Source organism: Mesorhizobium sp. M1006 (assembly GCF_040318825.1).
In the GTDB taxonomy this organism is placed as follows: Bacteria; Pseudomonadota; Alphaproteobacteria; order Rhizobiales; family Rhizobiaceae; genus Mesorhizobium.
In genome coordinates, this window is record NZ_JAMYMZ010000001.1 from 1 (window position 1) to 26455 (window position 26455).

Consider the following 26455-nt stretch of genomic DNA (forward strand, 5'->3'; position numbering starts at 1 on the left):
ACAAACGTCCGAGCCACTTAAGGCGAGGAGGTCGCGTCGACCTTAATCAAGACGCTTCGGTGCGAGTGGATCCACGGCTTCATCGCCGACTTCTTCAACACTATCCACCCTTAGTGGCAATTCGTTTAAGTTACTTGGCGTCAGATTTTCACCGCTACCAGCCAAGCGTCGACACGGAGCTTCCATCCCTCGATCATGTCCGCGAACGCGTCCTCTGTAAGTTCGGACAGATAGGATGCTCCTGCCGGGCTCCAAGGCCGTGAACGCATAGGTAATCGACGCCTCCGTGCCTCCGTTAGTGGTCGGTCGGCAGGCCACCTCGACAAATCCGAAACGCGAATCCGCGTAACGCGAACATAGCGGATGCGATACGCCAGCCGTCCACCCACAGGGTCTCTCCGATCGGCGTGAACAGCGGGAAGCCGCGGTCGATCGGCCCCGAAAGCACGATGCTGTGGCTGCGCTCAAGATGGCTCGTCATCCGCCCTCGCCGCCGGTTTCCGCCAGACCGTGGCTGTCCGCTGCGGCAAGCTCCATTTCGTAGATGCGCTTCAATTGGCCGATTGTTTCCAGGGTCGCCGCGGAGAACGGTGTCCGGCCTTCGAAAGCATGCAGCAGGATGCCCTCGATGAGGTCACCCAGGCTCATGTCGCGATGCTCAGCCAAGGCCTTGAGCACCTTCACCAATCGTTTTTCCAGGCGCACCCCGGTCTGCACGCGTTCTATGGTCATAGATCTTTGTACCATGGTACATTGGTACACCCAATGGTCAGAGATGGGGCGGTTTCGGCATATCGCCGGGGGTTACCAGCGACCCCTATTGCTCTGCCTGGGCAGCAATCCCATCTGCGCGCGGCGTATCAGGCCTTTTCCTGCCCGGAAAAACCGATTAGACAGCCCAAAACACATGCGGACAGATTCCGCCCGCAATCGAAGGAAAAGCCCTTGTCCACCACGTTCGACAAAGTCGCCAAGATCATCGCCGACACCAGCGAGATCGACATCGAGACGATCACGCCCGAAAGCCACACCATCGACGATCTCGGCATCGACAGCCTCGACTTCCTCGACATCGTCTTTGCCATCGACAAGGAATTCGGCATCAAGGTGCCGTTGGAAAAGTGGACGCAGGAAGTCAATGACGGCAAGGCTTCGACCGACGACTATTTCGTCATGAAGAACCTGTGCGCCAAGATCGACGCGCTCGTCGCCGCCAAGAACGCCACGTGAACACAGCGCCTGACGCGCCCGACCCACAACAGCCTCCCATGAACCCCCACGACGTCGTCATATCAGGCATCGGCCTTGTCTCGTCACTGGGCGAGGGTCCGGATGCGCATTGGCAAAAGCTCCTCCAGCCACGGCTTGAGCCGGTTCTGGAGGCCTCGCGCTTCTCGCCCTATACGGTCCATCCTCTGCCCGAGATCGACTGGAACCTGCAGATCGCCAAGCGTGGCGACCAGCGGCAGATGGAAACCTGGCAGAGGCTCGGCACCTATGCGGCCGGCCTTGCGCTCGACGATGCCGGCATCAAGGGTAATGACGAACTCTGCGCGACCATGGACATGGTGGTGGCCGCCGGCGGCGGCGAGCGCGACGAGGCGGTCGATGCGGCCATTCTCGCGGCATCGGAAAGCCGCAATGACCGCGACGTGCTGCTCAACGAGAAGCTGACCACCGAATTGCGTCCGACGCTGTTTCTGGCACAGCTTTCCAACCTGCTCGCCGGCAACATCTCGATCGTCCACAAGGTGACGGGGTCGTCGCGCACCTTCATGGGCGAGGAAGGTGCCGGCGTTGCCGCTGTCGAGACCGCGGCCGCGCGCATCCGCTCCGGCCAGTCGACGCATATACTGGTCGGCGGCGCTTTCCAGACCGAACATTCCGACATGCTGCTCGGCTATGAACTGGCCGGCTACCTGCATCGCGGTCCGTGGCGGCCGGTCTGGCAGAGGCAAGGTGCCGAAGGCGGCGGCGTGGTGACCGGATCCGGCGGCGCGTTTCTCGTCCTGGAGCAGCGCGAGCATGCGGAAAGCCGTGGCCGGAAGATCTATGCGGAACTCGGCCCGGTCCTGTCCGGTCGCGCCAGGCGCCGGCGGGACGAACTCGACGGCGAGATCGCCGTGCTGTTGAAGCAAGCCGCATTGCCGAATGGCGAGCTGCTCGCGATCTCCGGCGCTTCGGGCGCCCATGCCGCGACCGCCGCCGAGAAATCGGCGCTCGACGCCAATCCGGCGATCGCCGCACGCGGCTTTTCGACGCTGACTGGCCACATGAAGGAAGCGCAGTTCCCCTTTGCCGTGGCGCTGGCGGCGCTGGCTGTCGACCGCAAGGCCGCCTATCCTGTCTTCGACGCCACAGTCGAAAAACCGTTTGCCGGTGTCCCGAAGACCGTCCTTGCAACGGCGATCGGCTATCACCAATTCGAGGGCATGGCGCTGATCAAAGCCGCCTAGAGCATCGGACCGAAAAGTGTGGCGCGGTTTCGGGCGATCCGACGCTCCAAGAGAAACAGGTTTTTGGACAACAAATGGCCAATCTGAACGACCACATGGGCAGGCCCATCGTCGCCGTCACCGGCATCGGCGTGGTGACGTCGCTCGGTGTTGGCAAAACCGACAATTGGGCGGCACTTACCTCAGGCAAGTCCGGCATCCATCCGATCACCCGCTTCCCGGTCGATCATCTCAACACCCGCATCTCCGGCATGGTCGATTTCCTGCCGTCGAGTTCCAAGGGCGCCAGTCTCCTCACCTATGAGCTTGCCGAAACCGCCGCCCAGGAAGCGATGTCGGAGGCCGGCCTCGATGCCGGCGATTTCGGCGGACCGCTGTTCCTCGCTTCGCCGCCGGTCGAGCTCGACTGGAGCGAGCGCTTTTCGCTCTACAATTTCGACGCGCCCAATAATTCAGACAGGCACGACACCGGTGCCGAGAGGCTGCTGCGGGTAGCGCGCGGCCTCAGGGAACTCGACATCTTCGAGACCACCCAGTTCGGCTCGATTGCCGACCGGCTTGCCGACCGTTTCGGCACACGCGGCCTGCCGATCACGCTGTCGACAGCCTGCGCTTCGGGCGCCACCGCGATCCAGCTCGGCGTCGAGGCGATCCGCCGCGGCGAATGCGACAGGGCGCTGTCGATCGGCGCCGACGGCTCGGCGACCGCCGAGGCGCTGATCCGCTTCTCGCTTCTGTCGGCGCTCTCCACCCATAACGACATCCCCGAAAAGGCCTCAAAACCCTTCTCCAAGGATCGCGACGGCTTCGTGCTGGCCGAAGGTTCGGGCGCCCTTGTGCTGGAATCGCTGGAGGCAGCACTTGCCCGCGGCGCCACCGTTCTCGGCATATTGCGCGGCTGCGGCGAAAAGGCCGACGACTTCCATCGCACCCGCTCCAAGCCGGACGGTTCGCCGGCGATCGCGGCGGTGCGCGCCGCTCTTGCCGATGCCGGCCTGAGCGAGGACGGGATCGATTATGTCAACGCCCATGGCACCTCGACGCCCGAAAACGACAAGATGGAGCATTTGTCGCTGTCGACGGTATTCGGCGAGCGGATCTCGTCAATGCCGGTCTCGTCGAACAAGTCGATGATCGGCCATACCCTATCGGCTGCCGGTGCTGTCGAGGCCGCATTTTCGCTGATGACGATGCGCGAAAGCATCATTCCGCCGACCATCAACTACGACAATCCCGACCCGGCAATCGTGCTCGACGTGGTGCCGAACACCAAGCGCAACGCCGAGGTCGGCACCGTCCTGTCGAACTCCTTCGGCTTTGGCGGCCAGAACACCTGCCTTGTCATGGCGCGGGAACCGGTCTAAGCGACCTTTTTCAGCCAGACTGAACCGACAGGCACCATGCGCGCATTGCAACTTATCGAGGACCGCCGCCTTGAAACGGTGGACCTGCCGCCCCCGCCGCAACCTGCGCTCGGCGAGGTGACGCTGCGCATCAAGGCCGTGGCGCTGAACCACATCGACGTCTGGGGCTGGCGCGGCATGGCTTTTGCCAAGCGCAAGCTGCCGCTGGTCGTCGGCGCCGAGGCTTCCGGCGAGGTCGAGGCGGTCGGCCCCGGCGTTTCCAGCCTTGTGCCCGGGCAATTGGTGTCGATCTATGGCGCCCGCACCTGCGGTCTTTGCCGCGCCTGCCGCGAAGGCCGCGACAATCTCTGCGAGCATGTTTCGGGCGTGCACGGCTTCCATCTCGACGGCTTTGCGCAGGAAAAGATCAACCTGCCGGCGCGCCTTCTGGTCCCAGCTCCGCCCGGCGTGAGCGAAATCGGCGCGGCGGTGGCGCCTGTCACCTTCGGCACGGTCGAGCACATGCTGTTCGACAATGCCCGGCTGCAACCCGGCGAGACGATACTGGTCCATGCCGGCGGCTCCGGCATCGGCTCCGCCGCTATTCAGCTGGCCAAGAAGATGGGCTGCACGGTCATCACCACCGTCGGCTCGAACGACAAGATCGACAAGGCCAAGGCGCTCGGCGCCGACCACGTAATCAATTATCGCGACGACCGCTTCGAAGGCATCGTGCGCAAGCTGACCAAGAAGAAGGGCGTCGACGTGGTGTTCGAGCATGTCGGGACCGACACCTTTGCCGCCTCGATGCTGTGCCTGAAGCGCGGCGGCCGGCTGGTCACCTGCGGCTCGACCTCCGGCGTGTCGACACAGATCAATTTGATGCAGTTGTTCCAGCAGCAGTTGAAGCTGCTCGGCTCGTTCGGCTGCCGCATGGAAAATATGGCCGACGCCATGCAGAAGATGGCCGCGGGCCTGGTCGCGCCGGTGATCGACACCGAGGTCGGCTTCGACGGCATCGATGCGGCGCTGAAGCGCATGGAAGGCCGCGACGTCTTCGGCAAGATCATCCTGCGCGTCGGCTGAAATGATCGGCAACGCCTTCAGGAAGATCCGCAGGGACCTGGGATTCCGCTATGGCAGGCGGCTTCGCCAGTTCAACTACTGGCTGGTCGCGCGGGTCGCTATGATCATCATCTCCGCGCTGCGCCTGCTGCCGCCCGACAGCGCGCTCAATTTCGCCGACCGCGCTGCCCGCCGCATCGGCCCCTGGGTAGCGCGCCATCAGGTCGCCGTCGACAATCTGCGCAAGGCCTATCCGGAAAAGAGCGATGCCGAGATCGAGGCGATCGCTTCCGACATGTGGGGCAACATGGCCCGCCTGGCCGCCGAATACATCTTTCTCGATGCTTTGTTCGACTACGATCCCGCTGCGACGAAGCCAGTCCGTGTCGAGGTCAAGGGCGTGGAGCATTTCGTGCGCATTGCCGGCGAGGACAAGCCGCATATCGTCTTCACCGGGCATCTCGGGAATTTCGAGCTGCTGCCAGTGGCGGCGGCGACCTTCGGCATGAACATCACGGCGCTGTTTCGCCCGCCCAACAACCCTTATCTCGCCGATTACATCCTCTCGACCCGCCGCTCGAGCATGGGATCGCTGCTGCCGTCTTCGACCGGTGCCTCGTTTGCGCTTGCGGCCATCCTGGAGAAAGGCGGCAATATCGGCGTGCTGGTCGACCAAAAATTCACCGGCGGGCTCGAGACGACATTCTTCGGCCGCCCCTGCGAGAGCAACCGGGTTCTCGGCACCCTGGCGCGGCACTACGATTGCGATGTCTACCCGGCGCGCTGCGTACGCCTGCCGAACAACCGTTTCCGGCTCGAGATCGAGGACAAGCTCACCTTGCCGCGCACCGCCGGCGGCAGTGTCGACGTCCGCGCCACCACCCAGCTTCTCAACGACGTGGTCGAGCGCTGGGTGCGCGAAGACCCCGGCCAGTGGATGTGGTTCCACAAGCGCTGGGAGATCAGCGGCCGCAAAAAGCGTCGGCCAGCGACAATGCGCGACAAACCCGCCTGAGCGCACCATCTTTTTTGGGTGCAAGCCTTATTTTGTTCTTGCTTTGTGCCGGCAGCTATGCTACTAATTTCGGTATGGTGCTATTTGGCCCCAACGAACCCGCCGCTCCGGCGGGTTTTTTATTGCGGGCCGAGGAGCAGGCCCTAATTCGTCACGAGAATCCGCGTATTGCCGAAGCCGGCTTCGCGCACCATCGAATAGAACGCGGCGGCGTTGCTGGGGTGGAGGCGCACACAGCCATGCGATGCCGGGCGCCCCAATTGCCGGATCGCGCCGGTGCCGTGGATGGCATAGCCGCCGCGGAAGAACACCGAATAGGGCATTGGCGACATGTCGTATTTGCGCGAATACCACATCCGGGCCGTCCGCTGTGGCCGGTAACTGCCGCGCGGCGTGATGTAGCCCTTGCGGGCGGTGGAAACGCTCCACCGATAATACGAAAGCCCGTATCTTACCGTCATCGTCTGTGAGGATATGTCGATGTTCGCGACCAGGCTGGCCGCCCGGCTCTCGAACGACGAACCGAACAGCATCGCCATCAATGCCGCTGCCATGAGAACAGTGTTTTTCATGCAATCAAACCCCTTTGATGCCCCTTGCCTGCCTGCCGTCACGCTGTTCTCCAGCGTTTTGATGGCAAGCCAGCGAGCTAACACCTACTCCCTGACGATTTCACCAATCCAAAGCAGCGAATTTGAACGATTTCCCGCAATAGTTGCCGTAACGACACGCAATCGCCTGGCAATTCGCCATCGGGCTTGCAAAACCCCCTCATCCGCTGCTCAATTCGCCGAATGAACGAACCGAACGAACGGCTCCTCAAGGCTATCGATGACCGGGCCGATGATCTGGTTGCACTGACTGCGGATCTGATCCGCTTTCCGACCATCAATCCGCCCGGCGAAGCCTATCGGCCATGTGCCGAATATATCGGCGCGCGGCTGAAGAAGCGTGGTTTTGAGATCGAATTCATCCGTGCCGAGGGCACGCCTGGCGACACTGACCGTTACCCGCGCGTCAACGTCGTCGCCCGCTTCGATGGCCGGGCGCCGGGTGCTTGCGTGCACTTCAATTCGCACATCGACGTCGTCGAGCCCGGCGACGGCTGGAGCCTCGATCCGTTCGCCGGCATCGTCAGGGATGGCAAGGTCTATGGCCGCGGCGCATGCGACATGAAAGGCGGGCTTGCCGCCTCGATCATCGCCGCTGAAGCCTTCATGGAGGTGTTTCCCGATTTTCCCGGCGCCATCGAGATTTCGGGGACGGTCGACGAGGAGTCCGGCGGCTTTGGCGGCGTCGCGCATCTGGCCAAGCTCGGCTATTTCTCCAGGCCGAAGGTCGACCACGTCATCATTCCCGAGCCGCTCAACAAGGATCGCATCTGCCTTGGCCATCGCGGCGTCTGGTGGGCGGAGATCGAGACCAAGGGCGAGATCGCGCACGGCTCGATGCCGTTCCTCGGCGACAATGCGGTGCGCCATATGGGCGCCGTGCTGCGGGCCTTCGAGGATGAATTGTTTCCGGCGCTCGACAGCAAGATGACGCGCATGCCGGTCGTGCCCGAAGGCGCAAAACGCTCGACCATGAACATCAACTCGATCCATGGCGGCCAGACGGAGGATTTCCGGCCCGGCCTGCCCTCGCCCAACGTGCCCGATTCCTGCCGGCTGACCATCGACCGCCGCTTCCTGCTCGAAGAGGATCTCGCTGCGGTCAAGAGCGAGGTGACCGATATCCTCGAACGGCTGAAGCGCGAGCGCAAAAAGTTCGATTACGAAATCCGCGATCTGATGGAGGTGCTGCCGCTGATGACCGAGCGCGACGCGCCGGTGGTTAAGGCGGTCGCGCAAGGCATCATGGAGATATTCGACCGCGAACCGGATTACGTGATTTCGCCCGGCACCTACGACCAGAAGCACATCGCCCGTATCGGCCACATCTATGACTGCATCGCCTATGGCCCGGGCATCCTCGATCTCGCCCATCGGCCCGATGAATGGGTCGGCATTGCCGACATGCTGGACTCGGCAAAGGTGATGGCGATCGGCCTCGGCGTGCTGCTGAGGGGCGCCGGCCCGCCATGATCCGGCCATGGGCGGAAAAACATTCCTCCCGGCGTCGGCACACGGTACGAAACGCAATTTACTCGGGGGCGAATTCACGCTTCTATCCGCCCGGGTTTGAGCACGTGTTTTAGACATGGGGAGTTGCACGATGAAATTGTGGAAAACCATTCTGGCCGCCGCGGCGCTGGCGTTGGCCGCCGGGACCTCAGCGATGGCCGCGCGCACCGACCTGGTCATCGGCATTACGCTCGAACCCCCGCATCTCGACCCGACCGCGGGTGCCGCCGCGGCAATCGACGAGGTACTCTATGCCAATGTCTTCGAGGGCCTGACCCGCATCGGCCCGAACGGCGAGGTGCTGCCCGATCTCGCGCAAAGCTGGAGCATTTCCGACGACGGCAAGGTCTACACTTTCAAGCTGCATACAGGCGTGAAATTCCATGACGGCACCGACTTCAACGCCGACGACGTGAAATTCTCGCTCGACCGTGCCCGCGCCGACAATTCCGTCAACGCGCAAAAGGCCCTGTTTGCCGCCATCGACAAGGTCGAGGTCGTCGATCCCGCGACGGTGAAGGTCACGCTGAAGAACCCGCAAGGCTCGTTCCTCTACAATATGGGCTGGGGCGACGCGGTGATCGTGGCGCCTGAGACAGCCGACACCAACAAGGAAAAACCGATCGGCACCGGCCCGTTCAAGTTCCAGAACTGGGCCAAGGGCTCATCGATCACGCTGGTCAAGTCGGACAATTACTGGGGCGCCCCGGTGTTCCTCGACAAGGCCGAGTTCCGCATCATTCCGGATGCCGCCGCCGCCGTTCCGGCGCTGCTTTCCGGCGACGTTCAGGCCTTTCCGTTCTTCGACCCCGACAGCGTCGCCCAGGTCAAGGACGATCCGCGCTTCAAGGTGGTGATCGGCTCGACCGAGGGTGAAACCATCCTGTCGATCAACAACAAGAAGCCGCCCTTCGACAAGCTGCAGGTCAGGCAGGCGATTTCCTTTGCGCTCGATCGCAAGGCGATCATCGACGGCGCCTCGGCCGGCCTCGGCGTGCCGATCGGCTCGCACATGTCGCCCGCCAGCAAGGCCTATGTCGACTTGACCGGCCTCTATCCGCACAATGTGGAGAAGGCCAAGGAATTGCTGAAGGAAGCCGGCCTGGAGAATGGCTTCAAGGCGACGCTGAAGCTGCCGCCGCCCTCCTATGCGCGGCTTGGTGGCGAGATCATCGCCTCCGAGCTTCGCGAAATCGGCATCGATCTCGAGATTATCCCGGTCGAATGGGCGCAATGGCTGGACCAGGTCTTCACCAAGAAGGATTACGACCTGACCATCGTTTCCCACACCGAGCCCAATGACATCGATATCTATTCGCGCAAGGACTATTACTTCAACTATGACAATCCGGCCTTCGATAAGATCATCGACGAATTGAACCTTACCTCCGACGAGGCCAAGCGCACGACGCTGCTCGGCGAGGCGCAGAAGGTCCTGGCCGATGACGCCGTGGTCGGCTTCCTCTACGAATTGCCGAAGGTCGGCGTCTGGGACGCCAAACTGCAGGGCCTGTGGGAAAATGCCCCGATCCAGGCCAACGACCTGACCAAGGTGAAGTGGACGGATTGAGCGGGTCGCTGACAGAAGGGCGAAAGTTGCACTCCGTCCCACCCCCCTCTGCCCTGCCGGGCATCTCCCCCTCAAGGGGGGAGATTGAGCCCTCACCGCCGCTTTCGCTAACCACTAGCGTTGCAGGGACAGTGCCGGCGTGGAAACTGCCAATCTCCCCCCTTGAGGGGGAGATGTCCGGCAGGACAGAGGGGGGTGGGCGGGAACGCAAGCTTCGCCCAGTGCTTGCACCGGTCTCCTCATGACCGCCTACCTCCTCAAGCGCCTCGCCATCGCCGTCGTCACGCTGGTTCTGGCCTCGATGGTGGTCTTTGCCGTGCTGGAGATCATTCCCGGCGACCCGGCGCGGCTGATGCTTGGCCTGAACGCCAGCGCCGACCAGATCGAATTGCTGCGCAACCAGATGGGTCTCAACGCTCCCGTCGTGCTGCGCTATCTGCATTGGGCCGGCGGCTTGCTGAGCCTCGATTTCGGCCGTTCCTATACCTATTCGGTGCCGGTCATCGATCTGGTCCGTGAGCGTCTCGTCGTCTCGCTGCCGCTGGCGCTGATGGCGCTGGCGCTGTCCACAGTCATTGCCATCCCGGTCGGGCTGTTTTCCGCCAGCCGGCGCGGCCGGGCCGGCGACACGGTTGCGATGGGCGCCGCCCAGCTTGGCGTCGCCGTGCCCAATTTCTGGTTTGCGCTGATGCTGATCTATCTGTTCGCCGTCTGGCTGCGGCTGGTGCCGGGCGGCGGTTTTCCCGGCTGGGGCGCCGGCGTCTGGCCGGCGCTGAAGTCGCTGCTCCTGCCGGCGGTCGCCCTCGCTCTGCCGCAGGCGGCGATCCTCGCCCGGGTCACCCGCTCGGCGCTGATTGAAGTGCTGAATGAGGATTACATCCGCACCGCCCGCGCCAAGGGCCTGCCCTATCGTCTTGTCTTGTGGCGGCATGCGCTGCGCAACGCCTTGATCCCGGTGGTCACCATTCTAGGCCTGCAATTCGCCTTCCTGCTTGCCGGCACCATCATCATCGAGAACGTCTTCTATTTGCCCGGCCTCGGCCGGCTGGTGTTCCAGGCAATCAACCAGCGTGACCTGATCGTGGTCGAGAGCGTCGTCATGCTGCTGGTTGCCGCCGTCATCATCGTCAATTTCGTTGTCGATCTCTCCTATGCGGTGGTCGATCCGCGCCTGAGAGGCAGGCAATGACGCTGCACATCGACATCCCCGACGAGAACCTTGCCGGCATCCTGGCCAAGGCGTTTCGAAACCGTTCGTTCCTCGCCGGCTTCGTCGTCACCGCACTGGTGGCTGCGGTCGCGATCCTCTCCTTCGAGTGGACGCCTTACGACGTCACCAGGCTGGTCATTTCCGACAAGACCCAGGCGCCGTCGCTGGCGCACTGGTTCGGCACCGACCATTTCGGTCGCGACATCCTGTCGATGATCATGGTTGGCGCCCGCAACTCGATTGCCGTGGCGCTGGTGGCGGTCGGCATCGGCATGGGCGTCGGCGTGTCGCTCGGCGCCTTTGCCGCGGCGCGTGGCGGCATCGCCGACGACGTGCTGATGCGGCTGAACGACCTGGTCTTCGCCTTTCCGGCGCTGCTTTCGGCAATCATGATCACCGCCATCTTCGGGCCCGGCGCGTTCAACGCCATCATTGCCATCGGCATCTTCAACATCCCGGTGTTCGCGCGCGTCGCCCGCGCCGGCGCCCTGGCGATCTGGCCGCGCGAATTCATCCTCGCCGCCCGCGCCGCCGGCAAAAGCAGGACGCTGATCAGCATCGAACATGTGCTGCCCAACATCGCCACGCTGCTGCTGGTGCAAGGCACCATCCAGTTCGCGCTGGGCATACTGGCCGAAGCCGGGCTTTCCTATGTCGGGCTGGGTACGCAGCCGCCGATGCCGAGCTGGGGCCGCATGCTGTTCGACGCCCAGACCCGCATGGTGGTGGCGCCGTGGATGGCGATCTTTCCCGGGATGGCGATCGTCGTCACCGTGCTTGGCCTGAACCTGCTTGGCGACGGCATTGCCGACATTCTCGATCCGAAGTCGCGGCGGCAGCGATGAGCCTGCTCGAAATCGAGAAGCTGTCGCTGGCCATCGGCGGCACGCCCATCCTCAGGGACATCGAGCTGTCCGTGGCGCCCGGCGAAGTGATGGGGCTGGTCGGCGAATCCGGCTCCGGCAAGTCGATGACTGCGCTCACCGTGATGCAGCTCTTGCCCTGGGCGGCACGCGCCACGGGACGCGTTACCTTCGACGGCATCGACATCCTGGCGGCGAGCGAGGACCAGATGTGCGCGCTGCGCGGCGACGACATCGGCATGGTGTTCCAGGAGCCGATGACGGCGCTCAACCCGGTCAAGACCATCGGCGAGCAGGTCGCCGAGGGTATTCGCTGGCACACCAGGGCGCGCCGCGCTGACGCCGAGCAACGGGCGCGAAAAATGCTCGACCGGGTCGGCTTGCCGGCAGCGCAGTTCCCGCTGTCGCGTTATCCGCATGAGCTGTCCGGCGGCCAGCGCCAGCGCGTCGTCATCGCCATCGCCTGTGCGCTGAAGCCCAAGCTGCTGATCGCCGACGAGCCGACGACCGCGCTCGACGTGGAGCTGCAGGCGCAGATCCTCGACCTGCTGCGCGACCTGGTTGCGGAAAACCGCATGGGGCTGCTGCTTATCTCGCACGACCTCGCCGTGGTGACCGAGATGGCGGATCGCATCACCATCCTGCGCCATGGCGAGGTGATGGAAGCCGGCGACACGGCGCGCATTCTGTCCGGACAGCTTCATCCCTATACGCGCCAGCTGGCGCAGGCCTCGATGCATGTGCCCGCGCGCGCCAGAACGCATGAGGTCGGCCAAGGCAAGCCCCTGCTCGAGGTAATGAGCGTGACGCGCGACTATCCGGCACGGCGCATTTCGCTTTTCAAGCGAGGGGCTCCCATCCGCGCCGTCGACGATGTTTCCTTCTCGATGGCGCCCGGCCAGTCGGTGGCGCTGGTCGGGCGCTCCGGTTGCGGCAAGTCGACGCTTGCCCGCATGGTCCTGGCGCTGGACAGGCCGACATCAGGTACGATCCGCTTCCGCGGCGATACCCTCACCGGCAAGAGCGAGGCGGAGCTGAAACCGGCACGGCGCGACATGCAGGTCGTGTTCCAGGACCCCTATGGCTCGTTCGACCCACGCCAGAAGGTCGAGAGACTGGTGGCCGAGCCGCTGCATGTGCTGGAGAAGAAGCCGTCGCCCGCCGCGCGGCGCGAGATGGTGGCGTATGCGCTGCACGAGGTCGGCCTCTCACCAGGCGACATGGACAAGTATCCGCATGAGTTTTCGGGCGGCCAGCGCCAGCGCCTTTCGATCGCCCGCGCCATCATCACCCGGCCGAAACTGGTCGTCGCCGACGAGCCGGTCTCGGCGCTCGATGTCTCGATCCGCGCCCAGATCCTCGATCTGTTCGCCGACCTCAACCAGAAGCTCGGCATCGCCTATCTGTTCATCACCCATGATCTGACCGTCGCCCGCGCCATCACCGACGAGGTGATGGTCATGCATGACGGCAAGATCGTCGAGCGCGGCAGGACGAGCGAAGTACTCGACCACCCGCAGTCCGAGGCGGCCAAGGCGCTGGTCACTGCTGCTCCAGACCTGCACCGGGCGATTGCAAAACGGCTGCACGAACAGGGGTAAGCAGCCGGTTCGCAAAGCGAGTTCATCGTGCCGGTGGCACAATGAAAGGCCAGCGAACGCCGGGACGCTGCGGAGCAGCGGGGACCCGGCTGTGTCGCTTCGTGGCACGGCTTAACCTTATTCGTTTGGCGCACGGGCGGGAGAATGGCCATTGACAGCAAACGGTTATGAAAGGCGCGACGGGCCGGAGCCTGATCGGGTTCCTCCGCTGGGCCTGGGCGGCTCCGCTGCTCTGTTCGGCGCGGGTGCTCTGCTGCTGTTCCTGACAACGCGGGTAGCCGTCCCGGCATTCGTCTCCGCCACCGGGGCAGAGCCTGTGGTGATGTGGTTCCTGGCCGCAAGCATCGTCCTTTTTGGCCCCCTGCTTCTCACGGCTGCCCTGCTGTTGTATCGGGAACGGCGTTCAGGAAGGCCGGGGTGGTTGGGCGCGCGGCTATGGCTTCGCCCGATGAATGGCGGCGACTGGCTCTGGGCTGTTGGAGGGCTGGCGGCCGTCGGCGTGTTGACCGGCGGCATCGGCGCCGCGCTCCGGATGCTGCAAGACGGGATGAATTTTAATCCCTCGTTCATGGCTTTCGAGCCGCTCGGTCCCGGCCGATACTGGATTCTCGGCGCGTGGCTTCCGTTTTTTGTGCTGAACATCGTTGGGGAAGAGTTTGTCTGGCGGGGTTTCGCGCTACCGCGGCAAGAGATTGCCTTCGGCAGGCGGGCTTGGCTGGTCAACGGGATCCCGTGGTTGCTGTTCCACGCTGCCTTCCCCTGGCAAGTCCTGTTGACCCTTGTGCCGATCACATTGCTGCTGCCCTATGTCGTCCAGCGGCGTCGCAGCACATGGGCCGGGATGGTTATCCACGCCGGGTTCGGAGCGATGGGCTTCCTGGTCCTGGCGTTCGGGCTTGCATGAATGCCGCACGAAGTGAAGGGCTTGACGCCGAGCGGAGCAAAGCTGCCTGACCAAGGAAACGACGAATCTGAGAATGATGAACCCGACAAACCCGAGTGGGGCAAGTAACCCAAGGGATGCTAAGTATGGAGACGGGCAATACTTTACAGATATTGTACCAAAGACGAAAACTGGAGAGTTTCTATCACAGAAACTCGTTATTAATTCACGTCAGGCCGGATGGTCCTGTCACTACGGGGACGACGGCGACGTTGGCGGGTGTGTGGAGAGGCTTTGATTTTGGTGGGCGTGTTGACCTGTCGCCCGATCCTGTGGGGAGCGAAAGATGGTGACGATACTGAAGTGGATTGCCATCGCTGTACTTGGGCTGCTGGCATTGATGCATGCGGCACTGACTGCTTCACTGATCTGGCACATGTTCCGCTACGATGTACCCGGAGCTTGGATAGGGGAGCCCGAATTAGTCAGGCAATACCTGATTCCGCTGGCTTCCATTTTTGGTCTCTTGATACTGATGCGATACGCCAAGCCGACCGAAAGAAAGGCGTGCATCGCAGTTCTCGCTGCCGTTACTGTGTCCTTTGCGCTGTTTCTATTGTTGCATTTAACCGGTCGATTGACGATCAAATAGAGGGGACACTTGGGGCCCGCGCAGCGATTTTTGGCTGTTCTGCATGCTGATTTTTGCCTCTGATAGTGCTTCGCGCGGGTAGAATTTTGCGTTCGCGGCCTGTAAATTTTGTCATCGAATCCGGTTTGCGCGCACGAAATTTGGGCTCTCGCGGACAGTGGATTTTGCTCTTTCTCCGCTGCTTTTTTGTGTCGCTGTTTTGCTGCCCTGAGTGAACTTCCGTGCAGTCCTCAGTACACGGATCAAGTGGAGGGGGAACGGCAAGATAAAAGGACTGACGGCAGGTTGGGGTGGAAGTGGTTGAAGCGATTGGATCGGGGTAACGTCCACGCGGCTTGGATGAAAAGCGGTGACATCCATTAGCCGGCCTCTCGTCAAGGGCGCGCGGAACTTTTTTGGCGGCGTCAGCCGCCAATTTGCATCTTTTTTTCTTTCCCTTAGCGGCAGGTTTTGAACCGCACCCGTTTCTTCGCGCTTGGCTGCGAGAACGATCGCGCCACGACAAGGCCGACCGGCTGACGTCGAGCGACAATCTTGGCAACAACACGCTCGACGAGACGTTCATCTGTGCCGCCAACGACAATCTGACCTCGCGCACGCGCGTTGCAGGCACCTATGTTTACCCGGCGGCGACAGCGCCGCGTCCGCACGCGCCAACAGCGATCGGCGTCAAGACGCTCGCCTATGACGCCAACGGCAACATGACCTCCGACGGCACCAGGACGCTCGCCTGGGACGAGGCCAACCGCCTGAAGACGGTGACCCAGGCCGCCAGCACCGTCTCGCTGTTCTACGGTCCAGACGGGGCGCGAGCCAAAAAGACCTCATCCGTCGCCACCACGCTCTATCCCGACGCCTCCGTCGAGATCAATCCGGCGACACCCGGAGCAGAGACCTACACCCGCTATCCCCATCCCGACATCAAGGTGGTGGGCACGGTAAAAACCTTCCTGCACCGCGATCATTTAGCGTCTGTGCGCATGGTCACCGATGCAACAGGCGCCGTAGCCGAAGCCACTAACTACGCGACCTACGGAGAACGCCTCAACACCGGCTTCCAGACGCAGAAGAGCTACATCGGCGAACGCTTCGATCCCGAGACCGGACTGCTCTACCTCAATGCCAGATATATGGACCCGCTGCTGGGGCGGTTCATCTCACCGGATAATTGGGACCCGACGCTGGCGGGGGTTGGGACAAACCGGTATGCCTATGCCGGAAATGATCCGGTGAACCAGAGTGATGCGAATGGGCACTCCTATGGATCACAAGATCCTGGCGGCACGCCTGACAACATTAATGGAAAGGAAAGCACGAAGGAAAACGAACGCCAGAAAGCTGAAAAAGAAATAAGAGATAAGCTAAACGCTAATCCCGATGACAAAATTGGTCTACTCAATATCTATCCAGCTAACAGTAAGAAAGGCTTCAATTTGTAGCAACTTATGGTTCAAAGTTTGGCACCAAACATGTCAGTGGACAATTTAACACGACGACCACTTTTGATGATAATGTAATTGCGCCCGGTAAATACAATTTATCTGCCAGACCGCATATTACTCAAAAGACTGGATTTGCTGGAATAAAGCAGATGATTGGCTCCTTGTTAAGTGGTAATTCTAGCATGAACGTGAATAAGCATGAGGGGCAATACGAAATTGATAACACTGGTGATCCTGGCTGGACGTTGGAAGCTGATGGAACGTTAGTATCTGGGCGGACCATTCATCCGGGGAGGAGCCCCACGACTGGTGAAGGAGGGATGTCACTGGGTTGTTTGGTGGCAAACACTAAAGACTATAACTCGCTTATGAATGTAATCGGCCCGAACAAGGTGAGTAGTGCGAGTTTACAGGTAAATGATTTCCCAATTGGTCCGTGATGAGTTGACATCATGCATTTTAAAATAGCATTGCAAATTGCCGGATTTGTTGCAATTTGGTTTTTCGGAGGATCGACCCAGATGCAGGCCGGCGGTACTGTGCCATCAACTCCTGAGATACTGAACTGTTCCATTGGAATCTTTGCCGATAATTGGCCCTTCACTTGGCGAGGAGTTGAAGAGCAATGTATATCACGCGTAACCTCGCAAACTGCGAAGGAGTTTATAGACTGGGATACGAAAGCTGAAGAATTTAATGAGGATACTGGTGCACTTTACCTTTTTATATGGGCAAGATTGATTGATAAGAATCTTGCGACTCCATTGCAATTGGACGAGAGAACTAAAGATTTTGATCAAATAACTCGATCGCTTACGGACTCTTATGTTGGCATTTACGACGGTATTGAAAAGTTGCAGGAAGAATTGAAAATGTCTTTGGCCCAAACAGGGGGTGGGTATGCGAATTCGCTCTATGCGATAAGGCTTTTAGGTTTAGCCCCAATTGAGCACGCGCGGCCCACCATCTTGTTCCTGAAGAGTCTGGTTGATCTTGACACCAACACCATTAAGGTCACGGGACAATACGGGGAAGAGATTGTAGAAATGCAAGAGTTGTTGGATTATCGAGCCAGTGCACAAGGTCGTTAGTTGCCATTCACAGATCCTAATTATGACGCGGGTCATTACTTAGTGGCCGCTATTGTGCGGCAGGAATTGGAGAGAATTTCGCAATTTCGGTGCACTTTTATCGCGTTCGTCCGGCTATCATTGCACGTAGATTGACCACATGGCCCGCCTCGCATGCATAGCGGCGGCCGGCAATTACAATGTGGCCAGCTCACCACCTCCACCAACCCTGCCGCAACTCAAGGCAACAAGTATGACGGCTTTGGCAAGCTCGCCCGCCAGGACGTCACGCTGGGAACGCTGACCCACACCACGACCAGCGTGCGCGATGCCTCTGGCCAGACGCTGCGCACCCAGTATTTGCCGGTGCAGCTCGACTCGGCACGGCGGCCGCCCCGCTGCAATACACAGTGAACTCATGAGCGCCCAGAATGGCCTTGCCGAGAGCAGGAAGGGCTCTCACATTAATCTTGAATTACCATGACTCAGAAGTCAGCCGATGCCTCAGCCTTCCTGCTTCACCACATCGGCCGGGCTGATATCGAGCAGGTCGAGCGTGCGGCGCAACAGCTGCATTTCGCTCCCGGCGAGTTGCGAATCGGCCTTGGCGATTTCGGCCATGTGGCGGGCGAGCAGCTTGCGCCGTTCGACGTCGAGGTCGCGAAACTGCGCGATTGCCTGCGAGCTGTTGGTCTCGTAGCCGAAATCGTTGAGGTATTCGATGACACTGTCGACGCTGGTTTCGGGTATGCCGAAGGCGTCCCGGCAGATACGCCTGAAGGCGGTCATCTCGCTTTCGCTGACCGAACCGTCGGCCAGGATCATGCGGAACAGCATGAGCAGCTCCGCCGACAGCACAGGATCGTCCGCGACCTTGCGCACGCCGGGGTCGCCGTCGAAGATCGAGCGTATCTGGTCCAGCAATCCCATCGCCATCAGCCCCTTCCGATTCGTCGGGAAGGTAGCGCGGAATCGGCTTGGCGCAAACGGGGTGCGATGGTGGAAAAGCCGCCTGCGTGCACTCATTGGTGTGTGACCGCGCGACTGATAGTATGCCGTTGTACGAATCATGTTGAGGAGGGACCGAACATGAATCTCAGTGCGCCTACCCAGCTTATTTTCATTATATCCCTTGTTATCGCCATTATCGGCGTTCTCGCCGCGCTTGGCGTCCTTGCGTTCATCCCTTTGGCTGCTGTGTGGATTGTCGTCATCGCTTACATCGTGCTGGCCGCCGGCTGCCTGATGCGCGGCGCCTAAACACGTCCAGACAATTCAGAATCTCAGGCAACTCGGAGCGCCCGGCCAAAAGCCGGGCGCTTTTGATTCCGACGAATGGTCTGTTAAAGTCGCGTGGCGGAAGGAAAGCGCATGCCCGACAGCGAAGACGGCAGCCGCCACGAAAGCCCAGGCCTCGATCGGTTCGAGATGGTGCGGCGCGCGCCGAGCCATCGGCTTCAGGGCGTCGTCACCGACATGTGCGGCTTTCGCGAAACCATGCCAGGCCATTTCCGCGCCGTCGAATATGCCTCGCTGACCGTGCCGCTGGTCATCAGCTTTGCCGAACCCTTTGCCATTGGGCTCGGCCAGGACCCGGGCGACAATGACCGCTTCACCAGTTTTGCCTCCGGCCTTTATGCCGGGCCGGTAGTGATCGAATCCTGCGGCGGCACCTGCTGTGTGCAGATCAATTTCACCCCGCTCGGCGCTCGTCGCTTCTTCGGCCGGCCGATGAGCGAACTGACCGACCGCATGGTCGGCCTGGATGACGTGCTCGGCGTCGAAGGCATCGCGCTTCGCGAAAGGCTCGGCAATGCGCCGGATTGGAGCACACGCTTTGCCATCGCCGAAGCCTTCGTCGGTGATCGGTTGGCAACCGCGGACCGCACTCAGGCCGAAATGGTCTGGGTCTATGAGACGATCGTCTCGACGCGTGGGCGGATCCGCATCTCGACGCTGGCCGAAAAGCTTGGCTGGAGCCGCAAGCATCTTACCGGAAAATTTTCGGACGCTATCGGCACCGGCCCAAAAACGCTCTCGCGCATCGTCCGCTTCAATCATGCGCTTGGCCTGTCGAGACAGGCCAACAGCGCTTGGGCCGACATCGCCGCCGACTGCGGCTATGCCGACCAGGCGCATCTGGTACGCGAGTTTCGCGACCTGGCAGGCGTCGCGCCGACGGCGCTTGCCGCGAGGTAACATTTCTTCAAGACGCGCAACCGGCCGTCGCGCAGACTGGGTTGATCGACCAACCCGCTGAAGGAGATCAGCCATGCCGAACACCCCCGAACCACCGCTGCTTTATCCGGCGCTGCGCTACAGGAATGCCGGCAAGATGATCGACTGGCTGTGCGAGGCCTTCGGCTTCAGCGTTCGCGCCCGCTATGGCGAAGGCGACGTGGTGCACCACGCCGAACTCGCTTTCGGCTCTTCGATCGTCATGCTCGGCACGGCGCGCGACGACGCCTATGGCAAGATGGTCGGCGCGCCGGGTTCGGGTGGCGGCAAGTCGATCTACGTTGCGGTCGCTGACGCAGACGCGGCATACGCGCGAGCAAAGACCGCCGGCGCCGAGATTCTGGAAGAACTCACCGACCGCGACTATGGCAGCCGCGAATTCATCTGCCGCGATCCGGAAGGCAACGTCTGGTCGTTCGGCACCTACTGGCCGAAGGCTGACGAGAAAGCATGATCCCGAAAAGTGGAGACCGGTTTTCGGACAAGATCATGCTCAGGCAAAGTATCTAACGCGCCAGCCCAAAAATCGTGTCGCAGTCGAGGTGGGTTTCCAGTTCGGCTGCGATCTCGTCCAGTGCCCGTTCGACCTCGGCGCGGTAGTCGATGCCGCCGCCCTTGACGCCGAGGCTTTCGAGGAATTTCGCCCGGAAGGCGTCGGCGGAAAACAGCCCGTGCATATAGGTGCCCAGCACCTTGCCGTCGGCCGAGATAGCGCCGTCATCGATGCCGTTGATAACGGCGGACGGCCGCAGCGTGTCCGGACCGGTGGTGCGGCCGAGATGGATCTCGTAGCCCTCGAGCGGCAGATCGAATTGCACCGAGCGCGCGCTGACATTGCGCACCGTCTTTTCCGGCTCCATCACCGTTTCGACGTCGAGCAGGCCAAGCCCTTGCGTTTCTGTAACGCTGCCCTCGATGCCGTCGGGATCGCGCACGATATGACCAAGCATCTGGAAGCCGCCGCAAATGCCGACGATATGACCACCGCGTTTCCTATGCGCGGCAAGGTCGCGGTCCCAGCCGTTCTCGCGAAATTTCAGGAGATCGCCGATCGTCGACTTCGAGCCGGGAATGACCACCAGACCCGCATCTTCGGGCAAGCGCTCACCAGGCGGCACGAACACCACCTCAACCTGCGGTTCGGCCTTGAGCGGGTCGAGATCGTCGAAATTGGCGATGCGCGAGAGCACCGGCACGGCGATCTTCAGCGCTCGCTTCTCGCCGAACGCCAGTCGCTCGAGCACGACGGAATCTTCCGATGGCAGCCGCGCCGCCGCCTTCAGCCACGGCACGACGCCAAAACAGCGCCAGCCGGTGAATTTTTCGATCGCCTCGATGCCGTCTTCGAACAGCGAGACATCGCCGCGGAACTTGTTGATGAGGTAGCCGACGATCATGCGCCGGTCCTCCTCCGGCAGGATCAGATGGGTGCCGGCGACCGAGGCGATAACGCCGCCGCGATCGATATCGCCGACCAGGATCACCGGCACGCCGGCGCGCGTCGCAAAGCCCATATTGGCAATGTCGCGGCTCCTGAGATTGATCTCGGCCGGCGACCCGGCGCCCTCGACAATGACCAGATCGGCGCCCTCGCCGACCTTTGCCCAGGAGTCCAGCACCGCATCCATCAGCCGGCCCTTCAGCGCCTGGTAGTCGCGCGCCCGCGCCTCGCCGAACACCTTGCCCTGCACGACGACTTGAGCGCCGACATCGGTCTGCGGCTTGAGCAGCACCGGGTTCATGTGGACGGTCGGCGCTGCGCCGCAGGCGATCGCCTGCAGCCATTGGGCGCGGCCGATCTCGCCGCCGCCTGAATCGCCTGGAATATCGGCGACAGCGGCGTTGTTCGACATGTTCTGCGGCTTGAACGGCCGCACTTTCAAGCCGCGCTTCTTCGCCGCGCGGCACAGACCGGCGACGAGCACCGTCTTGCCGACATCCGAACCCGTGCCCTGCAGCATGATCGCCTTGGCCATATCAGTCCCTGCCCTGCGCAACGGTTGCGGTGATCGTCGACTTGGCCGCCAGTGGCCCGCCACGCCAGAGATAGAGCGCCAGCAGCGGCTCCTTGCCGGTGCGCATGGCGTGGTTGATGTCAGAGGCATGGTGGATCACTTCGCCCGCCGCTCGAAGGCGAAAACCGCCGTCGCCCATGCGCCATTCGGTGCCGCCGGTCAGCGGGATGTAGATCTCCTCCGCGACATGGTGGTGATCGGGGTAGACAATGTCGGGCCCAAGGATCAGCAGGCCGCCCGCGACCTCGTCATTGACGAAATGGCCGCGTGTGCCGAACACCTCCAGCCAGCCGTAATTGTCGATGAAAACCGTGCCGAAATCCGCCTCGCCATAGGTCTGGCCCCAGTGCAGATCGCCGCGACGCTCCGCAACCAGCCGCGCCAGCGACTTGGCCGCAGCGGGAGCGAGTTCGACGATCCGGCCGAGTTGGACGAGACAAGGCAGTGCATGCGGTTCGAGCGGCCGGCCCGGCATGTCCCAGTCGATTCGGGCCATGGCGTCGCGCACCAGCGCATCATCGAACGTCTGGAGATAGGCATGGAAGCATCCAAGCAGTTCGTCGAAAGTTGTCGTCACACTTTGCTCCAAAGCGCATTCGCACACAGCCGCTGCCCAGATGGTTGGATGGAGACGATCGGGTTGCGCGGCGGCATCATTGGTCTAGATTGGACGGCGCGCAAAGCCAAAAACGATCAGGCCAGCAGGCCGGAAACATCAGGGAGCACGTCATGGACGCCGCTGTCGATGCGAGCACCAGCCAGTTCGAACTCAACGAGGACCAGCGCGCCATCCAGGAGATGGCGCAAGCCTTCGCCGCCGACCGTGTGGCGCCGAACGCACTCGACTGGGATCGCAACAAGTATTTCCCCGCCGATGTGATCCGCGAGACAGGTCCGCTCGGCCTTGGCGGCATCTATGTCCGCGACGACGTCGGCGGCTCGGGGCTCGGCCGGCTCGACGCCGTGCTGATCTTCGAGGCGCTTTCGCGGGCCGATCCGGCGTTTTCCGCCTTCATCTCGATCCACAACATGGCGGCATCGATGATCGACCGCTTCGGCAGCGACGAGCAGCGCCGGCGTTTCCTGCCGAAGCTGACCTCGATGGAATGGCTGGCAAGCTACTGCCTGACCGAGCCCGGCTCGGGCTCCGATGCCGCGGCGCTGAAGACGCGTGCGGTCAAAAGCGGCGGCGACTATGTGCTGAACGGCGCCAAGCAGTTTATCTCCGGTGCCGGCGACAGCGACCTCTATGTCGTCATGGCGCGCACCGGCGCCGACGGGCCGAAAGGCATTTCCACCTTCGTCGTGCCGAACGATGCGCCCGGCCTTTCCTTCGGCGCCAACGAGCACAAGATGGGCTGGCACATGCAGTCGACGCGCCAGGTCGTCTTCGAGGACTGCAAGGTGCCGGCCGAAAACCTGCTGTCGGTCGAGGGCGCCGGCTTCGGCATCGCCATGGCCGGGTTGGACGGCGGCCGGTTGAACATCGCCGCCTGCTCGCTCGGCGGCGCGCAATCGGCACTCGACAAGGCGCTCGCCTACACCGCCGAGCGCAAGGCTTTCGGCTCGAGGATCAACCAGTTCCAGGCGCTGCAGTTCAAGCTTGCCGACATGGAGACCGAACTGCAGGCAGCGCGCGTCTTCCTCTATACCGCCGCCTCGAAGCTCGACCGCAACGCGCCGGAGGCCTCGAAATGGTCGGCGATGGCCAAGCGCTTCGTTACCGACGCCGGCTTCAATGTCGCCAACGACGCCCTGCAGCTGCACGGCGGCTATGGTTATCTGCACGATTACGGCATCGAGAAGCTGGTGCGCGACCTGCGTGTCCACCAGATACTCGAAGGCACCAACGAGATCATGCGCGTCATCATCGCTCGCGCGCTGATCGGACGGTAAGGCAGTAGGCAGTAGGCAGTAGGCAGTAGGCAGTAGGCAGTAGGCAGTAGGCAGAAAGATGACCGGCAAGATCAATTCGTACAAGGATCTTATCGTATGGCAGCAGGCGATGGATCTGGCCGTCACCACCTACTCCCTGACCAAGGCATGGCCAAAAGAGGAATTGTATGGGTTGACCAGCCAAATCCGCCGCTCAGCAACCTCTATTCCTGCAAACATCGCGGAAGGTTACGGCCGAGACAACAGAGGCTCCTATCAGCAATTTCTCAGGATTGCCCAGGGATCGCTGAAGGAGTTCGAGACACACCTCCAGATCGCCGAACGCATTGGCCTTGCTACGTATGATCAAGCTTATCACGTGCTTTTAGCGACCGAGGGCATCGGGAAAATGCTTCGCCAACTTATTAGCAAACTTGCGCCCGAATAGGTCGCTTACTGCCTACTGCCTACCCAAACCACGGAGCGCCATTATGACCACCATCGCCTTCATCGGCCTCGGCAATATGGGCAATCCGATGGCCTCCAACCTGGTCAAGGCCGGGTACGCCGTGCACGGCTTCGACCTGGTGCCGGAGAATCTCGTCATCGCCAGGGAACACGGCGTCGTCATCATGGCCAACGCCGTTGCGGCGGTGAAAGACGCCGATGCGGTCATCACCATGCTGCCAGCCGGTAAGCATGTTCTGTCGGTTTACGCAGACATAGTATCCAGGGCAAAAAAAGGCGCGCTGTTCATCGATTCCTCTACCATCGATGTCGAGTCGGCTCGAAAGGCCCATGCCATCGCCGCCAAGCACGGGTTGCTGTCGATCGACGCGCCGGTCTCCGGCGGCACGGGCGGTGCGGCGGCCGGCACGCTGACCTTCATGGCCGGCGGTTCGAAGGATGCCTTCGCCAAGGCCGAACCAATGCTCAAGCCGATGGCAGGCCGCATCGTTCATTGCGGCGACGACGGCGCCGGACAGGCGGCGAAGATCTGCAACAACATGATTTTGGGCATTTCGATGATCGGCGTTGCCGAGGCCTTCGTGCTGGCAGAAAAGCTCGGCCTGTCGCACCAGGCGCTGTTCGACGTCGCCTCGACCTCGTCCGGCCAGTGCTGGTCGCTGACCACCTATTGCCCGGTGCCCGGCCCGGTGCCGACATCGCCCGCCAACAATGGCTATAAGCCTGGCTTCGCGGCGGCACTGATGCTGAAGGACCTGAAACTGTCGCAGGAGGCCGCACAGAGCGTCGGTGCAGCAACGCCGCTCGGCGCCGAGGCAGCCCAGCTTTATGCGCTGTTCAACGCACAAGGGAATGCCGGCGCGGATTTTTCCGGCATCATTAATTTCCTCCGTGGTGACCCGGCGTAAGCTCCAGGTTCACAGGTTTTCGATCTGCCCAATGCGGAAAGCCGGCAAATTTAGGTTTGCTTAAGCTCTTGCTAACCCTGCAGTAACGATATGCGTTTAAAACGGATTGCGAGGCGGACATCCGCCCGGCGCTCCGGATCAGGTCTCGCGTACCGGAGCCCGTAAGTTTCGCCGTAAGTTTCGCAAGTGTATTGTTGGCGAAGCGCCATGCGTATCTGGCAAAGCCGCGTTCCGATGGAGCGCGGTTTTTGCGTTTCGCATTCTTCAAGGACAATGAGGCGATCGCCCTGGCGTGTCTCCAGATGATCGTCGGCGTCGTGGCTGCTGTCCTGAGCTACGTCGACCCACAGGTGGTCGCGCCCCAATCCCCCAGCGCGTCGGTGCCATGGCTCATCGGTCAGCTACGCTACTTGCGTGCGAGCACGACGTGGGCCTCTTGGGGGAACATCAGCTCCCCTTCAGTTGAATAGATTGCCAGCGAAAAATCTAGATCACCGGTGATCGCTGCGATGACTGCTTCCCGATGCCCGGCATCAATTCTGCTGACCAGCCCGGCCTGCGGAGTCGCTGCCAGCTGTAGTCGCACATATTCCCTAGACGAGGGAAATCGGATGTTTTGTGTCGTCGTGTGGATGGTCACCTGACGAAATCCCGCCTCGGCCACCAATCGGTAAAGCTCGTCCGCATCGGCGAGTGAATGCTCAGACCTTTTCGTTGCCGAAGCGCCTGGACCGAGGTGTCGATCCAAGGCATCCGCCAGCGCGTTCGCCGCAGGAGTGTGCTCAATAGCGCTGAAAACGTTTAAAGCCAGTCGGCCGTCAGGCACCAGAACCCGGAACATCTCACGGAGCGCACTAGATCGATCCGGAAAAAACTGCAGTCCGAGCTGGCAAAGAACCAGATCGAAGGCGGAGTCAGGGAACGGCATTTCGAGCGCGCTTCCCTCGTGCCAGTCGATACGCGCTCCAGCGCCTCTCGGGAGCGACCGAGCAACGGCGAGCATGCCCGTATTGATGTCGAGGCCGACGACCTGCCCACTTCCCATACGCTCGGCCGCCGAGCGTGCCACCACGCCGGTGCCGCAAGCTACGTCCAAAATCCGCTCACCAGATTGAGGCGCAGCACGATCCATCAGGTCCGCAGCCCACAGGGCTGTGATTGCCGGGACCAGGTAGCGCTCGTAGAGGTCCGCGGCGCTGCCTTCCAGCTGCCACTGCTCCTGCTGGGCCATAGTGTCCCTCCCGCACAACGATCTCGGGCAACGGGCCCGATCGGCGCTTCAGCAGCCATCATAAAGCGCGTGTCTGTCGACTAGCAACCGGGCAATGGAAACCGGCAGGGTGCTATTCTTCGCGTTCCGTATCACAACGGTCTTTGCACCATCCGCCCCAAGTAGAATCAAACTCGCATTCTACTGTGCACTCCACGCGCGGCATCTCGCCAATATTTACGAGGCCGACATCCACGAGTTTGTAGCGAGCGATCGCCTTTGGATATTTCCTGAAAACACCCTCAATTTCCGCCACGAAGTCCTTGTGCTCTTCTGGAGCCGGCCTTTTGAAAGGTGTTTTGGCGTCCTGCGCAAGAGATACAGTGATGACCGATTGCATAACCAAGGCTAGGATCAAAGAAATGGTGCGCATCAACTGTCTCCAATA

General features: G+C 61.6%; 29 protein-coding genes. 21 read left to right on the forward strand and 8 right to left on the reverse strand.

The annotated features are described in order from the left end of the window. Positions 1 to 295 precede the first annotated feature (295 nt). A complete protein-coding gene (locus tag NKH60_RS00005) occupies positions 296 to 481 on the reverse strand; it encodes a hypothetical protein (RefSeq protein ID WP_352816954.1) in 186 nt (61 codons plus the stop codon). After that, positions 478 to 747 (reverse strand): ribbon-helix-helix domain-containing protein, encoded by a 270-nt coding sequence (locus NKH60_RS00010; protein WP_352831022.1) that lies wholly within the window; start codon positions 745 to 747, stop codon positions 478 to 480. Before NKH60_RS00010 ends, NKH60_RS00005 begins: the two co-directional genes overlap by 4 nt. Positions 748 to 945: 198 nt before the next feature. Here NKH60_RS00010 and NKH60_RS00015 point away from each other — a divergent pair, with 198 nt between their 5' ends. From NKH60_RS00015 to NKH60_RS00035, 5 genes are all read left to right on the forward strand, one after another. Beyond that, complete coding sequence (locus tag NKH60_RS00015; protein ID WP_023719977.1) at positions 946 to 1230, forward strand: acyl carrier protein; 285 nt, start codon at positions 946 to 948, stop codon at positions 1228 to 1230. Between the two features lie 38 nt (positions 1231 to 1268). Then, on the forward strand, positions 1269 to 2456 hold the full coding sequence (locus tag NKH60_RS00020) for a beta-ketoacyl-ACP synthase (RefSeq protein WP_352816959.1): 1188 nt from the start codon (positions 1269 to 1271) through the stop codon (positions 2454 to 2456). A 74-nt stretch (positions 2457 to 2530) separates the two neighbouring features. After that, positions 2531 to 3820, forward strand: coding sequence for a beta-ketoacyl-ACP synthase (locus NKH60_RS00025; protein WP_352816962.1), 1290 nt, complete (start codon positions 2531 to 2533; stop codon positions 3818 to 3820). A 36-nt stretch (positions 3821 to 3856) separates the two neighbouring features. After that, positions 3857 to 4885 (forward strand): zinc-binding dehydrogenase, encoded by a 1029-nt coding sequence (locus tag NKH60_RS00030; protein WP_352831024.1) that lies wholly within the window; start codon positions 3857 to 3859, stop codon positions 4883 to 4885. A 1-nt stretch (position 4886) separates the two neighbouring features. Next, on the forward strand, positions 4887 to 5879 hold the full coding sequence (locus NKH60_RS00035) for a lipid A biosynthesis lauroyl acyltransferase (RefSeq protein WP_352831026.1): 993 nt from the start codon (positions 4887 to 4889) through the stop codon (positions 5877 to 5879). 143 nt (positions 5880 to 6022) lie between these two features. Here NKH60_RS00035 and NKH60_RS00040 read toward each other — a convergent pair whose 3' ends face one another. After that, the gene (locus tag NKH60_RS00040; protein ID WP_352831028.1) at positions 6023 to 6451 is read right to left on the reverse strand and encodes a L,D-transpeptidase; all 429 of its coding nucleotides are present in this window, start codon (positions 6449 to 6451) and stop codon (positions 6023 to 6025) included. Positions 6452 to 6673: 222 nt separating this feature from the next. On the opposite strand from NKH60_RS00040, the gene NKH60_RS00045 reads away from it, so the two are divergent. From NKH60_RS00045 to NKH60_RS00090, 10 genes are all read left to right on the forward strand, one after another. Next, complete coding sequence (locus NKH60_RS00045; RefSeq protein ID WP_352831030.1) at positions 6674 to 7963, forward strand: acetylornithine deacetylase/succinyl-diaminopimelate desuccinylase family protein; 1290 nt, start codon at positions 6674 to 6676, stop codon at positions 7961 to 7963. Between the two features lie 130 nt (positions 7964 to 8093). After that, on the forward strand, positions 8094 to 9572 hold the full coding sequence (locus NKH60_RS00050; protein ID WP_352831032.1) for an ABC transporter substrate-binding protein: 1479 nt from the start codon (positions 8094 to 8096) through the stop codon (positions 9570 to 9572). A 241-nt stretch (positions 9573 to 9813) separates the two neighbouring features. Then, the gene (locus tag NKH60_RS00055; protein ID WP_352816973.1) at positions 9814 to 10761 is read left to right on the forward strand and encodes an ABC transporter permease; all 948 of its coding nucleotides are present in this window, start codon (positions 9814 to 9816) and stop codon (positions 10759 to 10761) included. Then, positions 10758 to 11627: an ABC transporter permease gene (locus NKH60_RS00060; protein ID WP_352870810.1), complete on the forward strand. Its 870-nt coding sequence runs from the start codon at positions 10758 to 10760 to the stop codon at positions 11625 to 11627. The genes NKH60_RS00055 and NKH60_RS00060 overlap by 4 nt, the downstream gene beginning before the upstream one ends. Continuing rightward, complete coding sequence (locus NKH60_RS00065) at positions 11624 to 13246, forward strand: ABC transporter ATP-binding protein (protein WP_352831035.1); 1623 nt, start codon at positions 11624 to 11626, stop codon at positions 13244 to 13246. The genes NKH60_RS00060 and NKH60_RS00065 overlap by 4 nt, the downstream gene beginning before the upstream one ends. A 151-nt stretch (positions 13247 to 13397) precedes the next feature. After that, a complete protein-coding gene (locus tag NKH60_RS00070; protein WP_352831037.1) occupies positions 13398 to 14150 on the forward strand; it encodes a CPBP family intramembrane glutamic endopeptidase in 753 nt (250 codons plus the stop codon). Between the two features lie 325 nt (positions 14151 to 14475). Then, positions 14476 to 14781, forward strand: coding sequence for a hypothetical protein (locus tag NKH60_RS00075; protein WP_352719647.1), 306 nt, complete (start codon positions 14476 to 14478; stop codon positions 14779 to 14781). Positions 14782 to 15176: 395 nt separating this feature from the next. Next, positions 15177 to 16220 carry an RHS repeat-associated core domain-containing protein gene (locus NKH60_RS00080; protein WP_352831039.1) on the forward strand — a complete coding sequence of 348 codons (1044 nt, stop codon included), beginning with the start codon at positions 15177 to 15179 and terminating at the stop codon, positions 16218 to 16220. A 455-nt stretch (positions 16221 to 16675) separates the two neighbouring features. Further along, entirely contained in the window at positions 16676 to 17314 is a 639-nt protein-coding gene (locus tag NKH60_RS00085; RefSeq protein ID WP_352831041.1) for a hypothetical protein, read from the forward strand. A 153-nt stretch (positions 17315 to 17467) separates the two neighbouring features. Beyond that, positions 17468 to 17707: a hypothetical protein gene (locus NKH60_RS00090; protein WP_352831043.1), complete on the forward strand. Its 240-nt coding sequence runs from the start codon at positions 17468 to 17470 to the stop codon at positions 17705 to 17707. Between the two features lie 90 nt (positions 17708 to 17797). Here the strand turns inward: NKH60_RS00090 and NKH60_RS00095 are convergent, their stop codons facing one another. Then, on the reverse strand, positions 17798 to 18229 hold the full coding sequence (locus NKH60_RS00095; RefSeq protein WP_352831045.1) for a TerB family tellurite resistance protein: 432 nt from the start codon (positions 18227 to 18229) through the stop codon (positions 17798 to 17800). A gap of 153 nt (positions 18230 to 18382) precedes the next feature. On the opposite strand from NKH60_RS00095, the gene NKH60_RS00100 reads away from it, so the two are divergent. From NKH60_RS00100 to NKH60_RS00110, 3 genes are all read left to right on the forward strand, one after another. Beyond that, positions 18383 to 18553 (forward strand): hypothetical protein, encoded by a 171-nt coding sequence (locus tag NKH60_RS00100; protein WP_352451984.1) that lies wholly within the window; start codon positions 18383 to 18385, stop codon positions 18551 to 18553. 111 nt (positions 18554 to 18664) lie between these two features. Then, on the forward strand, positions 18665 to 19492 hold the full coding sequence (locus tag NKH60_RS00105; protein ID WP_352490695.1) for a helix-turn-helix domain-containing protein: 828 nt from the start codon (positions 18665 to 18667) through the stop codon (positions 19490 to 19492). 73 nt (positions 19493 to 19565) lie between these two features. Continuing rightward, complete coding sequence (locus NKH60_RS00110) at positions 19566 to 19985, forward strand: VOC family protein (RefSeq protein ID WP_352613989.1); 420 nt, start codon at positions 19566 to 19568, stop codon at positions 19983 to 19985. A gap of 52 nt (positions 19986 to 20037) precedes the next feature. Here the strand turns inward: NKH60_RS00110 and NKH60_RS00115 are convergent, their stop codons facing one another. After that, entirely contained in the window at positions 20038 to 21507 is a 1470-nt protein-coding gene (locus NKH60_RS00115) for a cobyric acid synthase (protein WP_352870815.1), read from the reverse strand. Between the two features lies 1 nt (position 21508). Continuing rightward, positions 21509 to 22123: a dimethylsulfonioproprionate lyase family protein gene (locus NKH60_RS00120; protein WP_352539675.1), complete on the reverse strand. Its 615-nt coding sequence runs from the start codon at positions 22121 to 22123 to the stop codon at positions 21509 to 21511. Between the two features lie 152 nt (positions 22124 to 22275). On the opposite strand from NKH60_RS00120, the gene NKH60_RS00125 reads away from it, so the two are divergent. From NKH60_RS00125 to mmsB, 3 genes are read left to right on the forward strand one after another with little or no spacing between them, the layout of a single operon-like run. Continuing rightward, on the forward strand, positions 22276 to 23442 hold the full coding sequence (locus NKH60_RS00125) for an isobutyryl-CoA dehydrogenase (protein WP_352613986.1): 1167 nt from the start codon (positions 22276 to 22278) through the stop codon (positions 23440 to 23442). Between the two features lie 58 nt (positions 23443 to 23500). Continuing rightward, positions 23501 to 23869 (forward strand): four helix bundle protein, encoded by a 369-nt coding sequence (locus tag NKH60_RS00130; RefSeq protein WP_352613985.1) that lies wholly within the window; start codon positions 23501 to 23503, stop codon positions 23867 to 23869. A 43-nt stretch (positions 23870 to 23912) separates the two neighbouring features. Continuing rightward, positions 23913 to 24797 carry a 3-hydroxyisobutyrate dehydrogenase gene (mmsB, locus tag NKH60_RS00135; protein WP_352831047.1) on the forward strand — a complete coding sequence of 295 codons (885 nt, stop codon included), beginning with the start codon at positions 23913 to 23915 and terminating at the stop codon, positions 24795 to 24797. Between the two features lie 406 nt (positions 24798 to 25203). Here the strand turns inward: mmsB and NKH60_RS00140 are convergent, their stop codons facing one another. Beyond that, positions 25204 to 26028, reverse strand: coding sequence for a class I SAM-dependent methyltransferase (locus NKH60_RS00140; protein WP_352831049.1), 825 nt, complete (start codon positions 26026 to 26028; stop codon positions 25204 to 25206). Positions 26029 to 26140: 112 nt separating this feature from the next. Continuing rightward, entirely contained in the window at positions 26141 to 26440 is a 300-nt protein-coding gene (locus NKH60_RS00145; protein WP_352831051.1) for a hypothetical protein, read from the reverse strand. Positions 26441 to 26455: the final 15 nt, after the last annotated feature.

Excerpts from the sequence above, each read along its gene's own strand:
- NKH60_RS00050 (WP_352831032.1), top strand. The coding sequence starts at position 8,094 with ATGAAATTGTGGAAAACCATTCTGGCCGCCGCGGCGCTGGCGTTGGCC.
- NKH60_RS00090 (WP_352831043.1), top strand. The coding sequence starts at position 17,468 with ATGCATAGCGGCGGCCGGCAATTACAATGTGGCCAGCTCACCACCTCC.
- NKH60_RS00110 (WP_352613989.1), top strand. The coding sequence starts at position 19,566 with ATGCCGAACACCCCCGAACCACCGCTGCTTTATCCGGCGCTGCGCTAC.
- NKH60_RS00095 (WP_352831045.1), bottom strand. The coding sequence starts at position 18,229 with ATGGCGATGGGATTGCTGGACCAGATACGCTCGATCTTCGACGGCGAC.
- NKH60_RS00100 (WP_352451984.1), top strand. The coding sequence starts at position 18,383 with ATGAATCTCAGTGCGCCTACCCAGCTTATTTTCATTATATCCCTTGTT.
- mmsB (WP_352831047.1), top strand. The coding sequence starts at position 23,913 with ATGACCACCATCGCCTTCATCGGCCTCGGCAATATGGGCAATCCGATG.
- NKH60_RS00030 (WP_352831024.1), top strand. The coding sequence starts at position 3,857 with ATGCGCGCATTGCAACTTATCGAGGACCGCCGCCTTGAAACGGTGGAC.
- NKH60_RS00010 (WP_352831022.1), bottom strand. The coding sequence starts at position 747 with ATGGTACAAAGATCTATGACCATAGAACGCGTGCAGACCGGGGTGCGC.
- NKH60_RS00060 (WP_352870810.1), top strand. The coding sequence starts at position 10,758 with ATGACGCTGCACATCGACATCCCCGACGAGAACCTTGCCGGCATCCTG.
- NKH60_RS00045 (WP_352831030.1), top strand. The coding sequence starts at position 6,674 with ATGAACGAACCGAACGAACGGCTCCTCAAGGCTATCGATGACCGGGCC.
- NKH60_RS00035 (WP_352831026.1), top strand. The coding sequence starts at position 4,887 with ATGATCGGCAACGCCTTCAGGAAGATCCGCAGGGACCTGGGATTCCGC.
- NKH60_RS00145 (WP_352831051.1), bottom strand. The coding sequence starts at position 26,440 with ATGCGCACCATTTCTTTGATCCTAGCCTTGGTTATGCAATCGGTCATC.
- NKH60_RS00075 (WP_352719647.1), top strand. The coding sequence starts at position 14,476 with ATGGTGACGATACTGAAGTGGATTGCCATCGCTGTACTTGGGCTGCTG.
- NKH60_RS00130 (WP_352613985.1), top strand. The coding sequence starts at position 23,501 with ATGACCGGCAAGATCAATTCGTACAAGGATCTTATCGTATGGCAGCAG.
- NKH60_RS00125 (WP_352613986.1), top strand. The coding sequence starts at position 22,276 with ATGGACGCCGCTGTCGATGCGAGCACCAGCCAGTTCGAACTCAACGAG.
- NKH60_RS00020 (WP_352816959.1), top strand. The coding sequence starts at position 1,269 with ATGAACCCCCACGACGTCGTCATATCAGGCATCGGCCTTGTCTCGTCA.
- NKH60_RS00025 (WP_352816962.1), top strand. The coding sequence starts at position 2,531 with ATGGCCAATCTGAACGACCACATGGGCAGGCCCATCGTCGCCGTCACC.
- NKH60_RS00140 (WP_352831049.1), bottom strand. The coding sequence starts at position 26,028 with ATGGCCCAGCAGGAGCAGTGGCAGCTGGAAGGCAGCGCCGCGGACCTC.
- NKH60_RS00055 (WP_352816973.1), top strand. The coding sequence starts at position 9,814 with ATGACCGCCTACCTCCTCAAGCGCCTCGCCATCGCCGTCGTCACGCTG.
- NKH60_RS00040 (WP_352831028.1), bottom strand. The coding sequence starts at position 6,451 with ATGAAAAACACTGTTCTCATGGCAGCGGCATTGATGGCGATGCTGTTC.
- NKH60_RS00115 (WP_352870815.1), bottom strand. The coding sequence starts at position 21,507 with ATGGCCAAGGCGATCATGCTGCAGGGCACGGGTTCGGATGTCGGCAAG.
- NKH60_RS00085 (WP_352831041.1), top strand. The coding sequence starts at position 16,676 with ATGCATTTTAAAATAGCATTGCAAATTGCCGGATTTGTTGCAATTTGG.
- NKH60_RS00065 (WP_352831035.1), top strand. The coding sequence starts at position 11,624 with ATGAGCCTGCTCGAAATCGAGAAGCTGTCGCTGGCCATCGGCGGCACG.
- NKH60_RS00105 (WP_352490695.1), top strand. The coding sequence starts at position 18,665 with ATGCCCGACAGCGAAGACGGCAGCCGCCACGAAAGCCCAGGCCTCGAT.
- NKH60_RS00005 (WP_352816954.1), bottom strand. The coding sequence starts at position 481 with ATGACGAGCCATCTTGAGCGCAGCCACAGCATCGTGCTTTCGGGGCCG.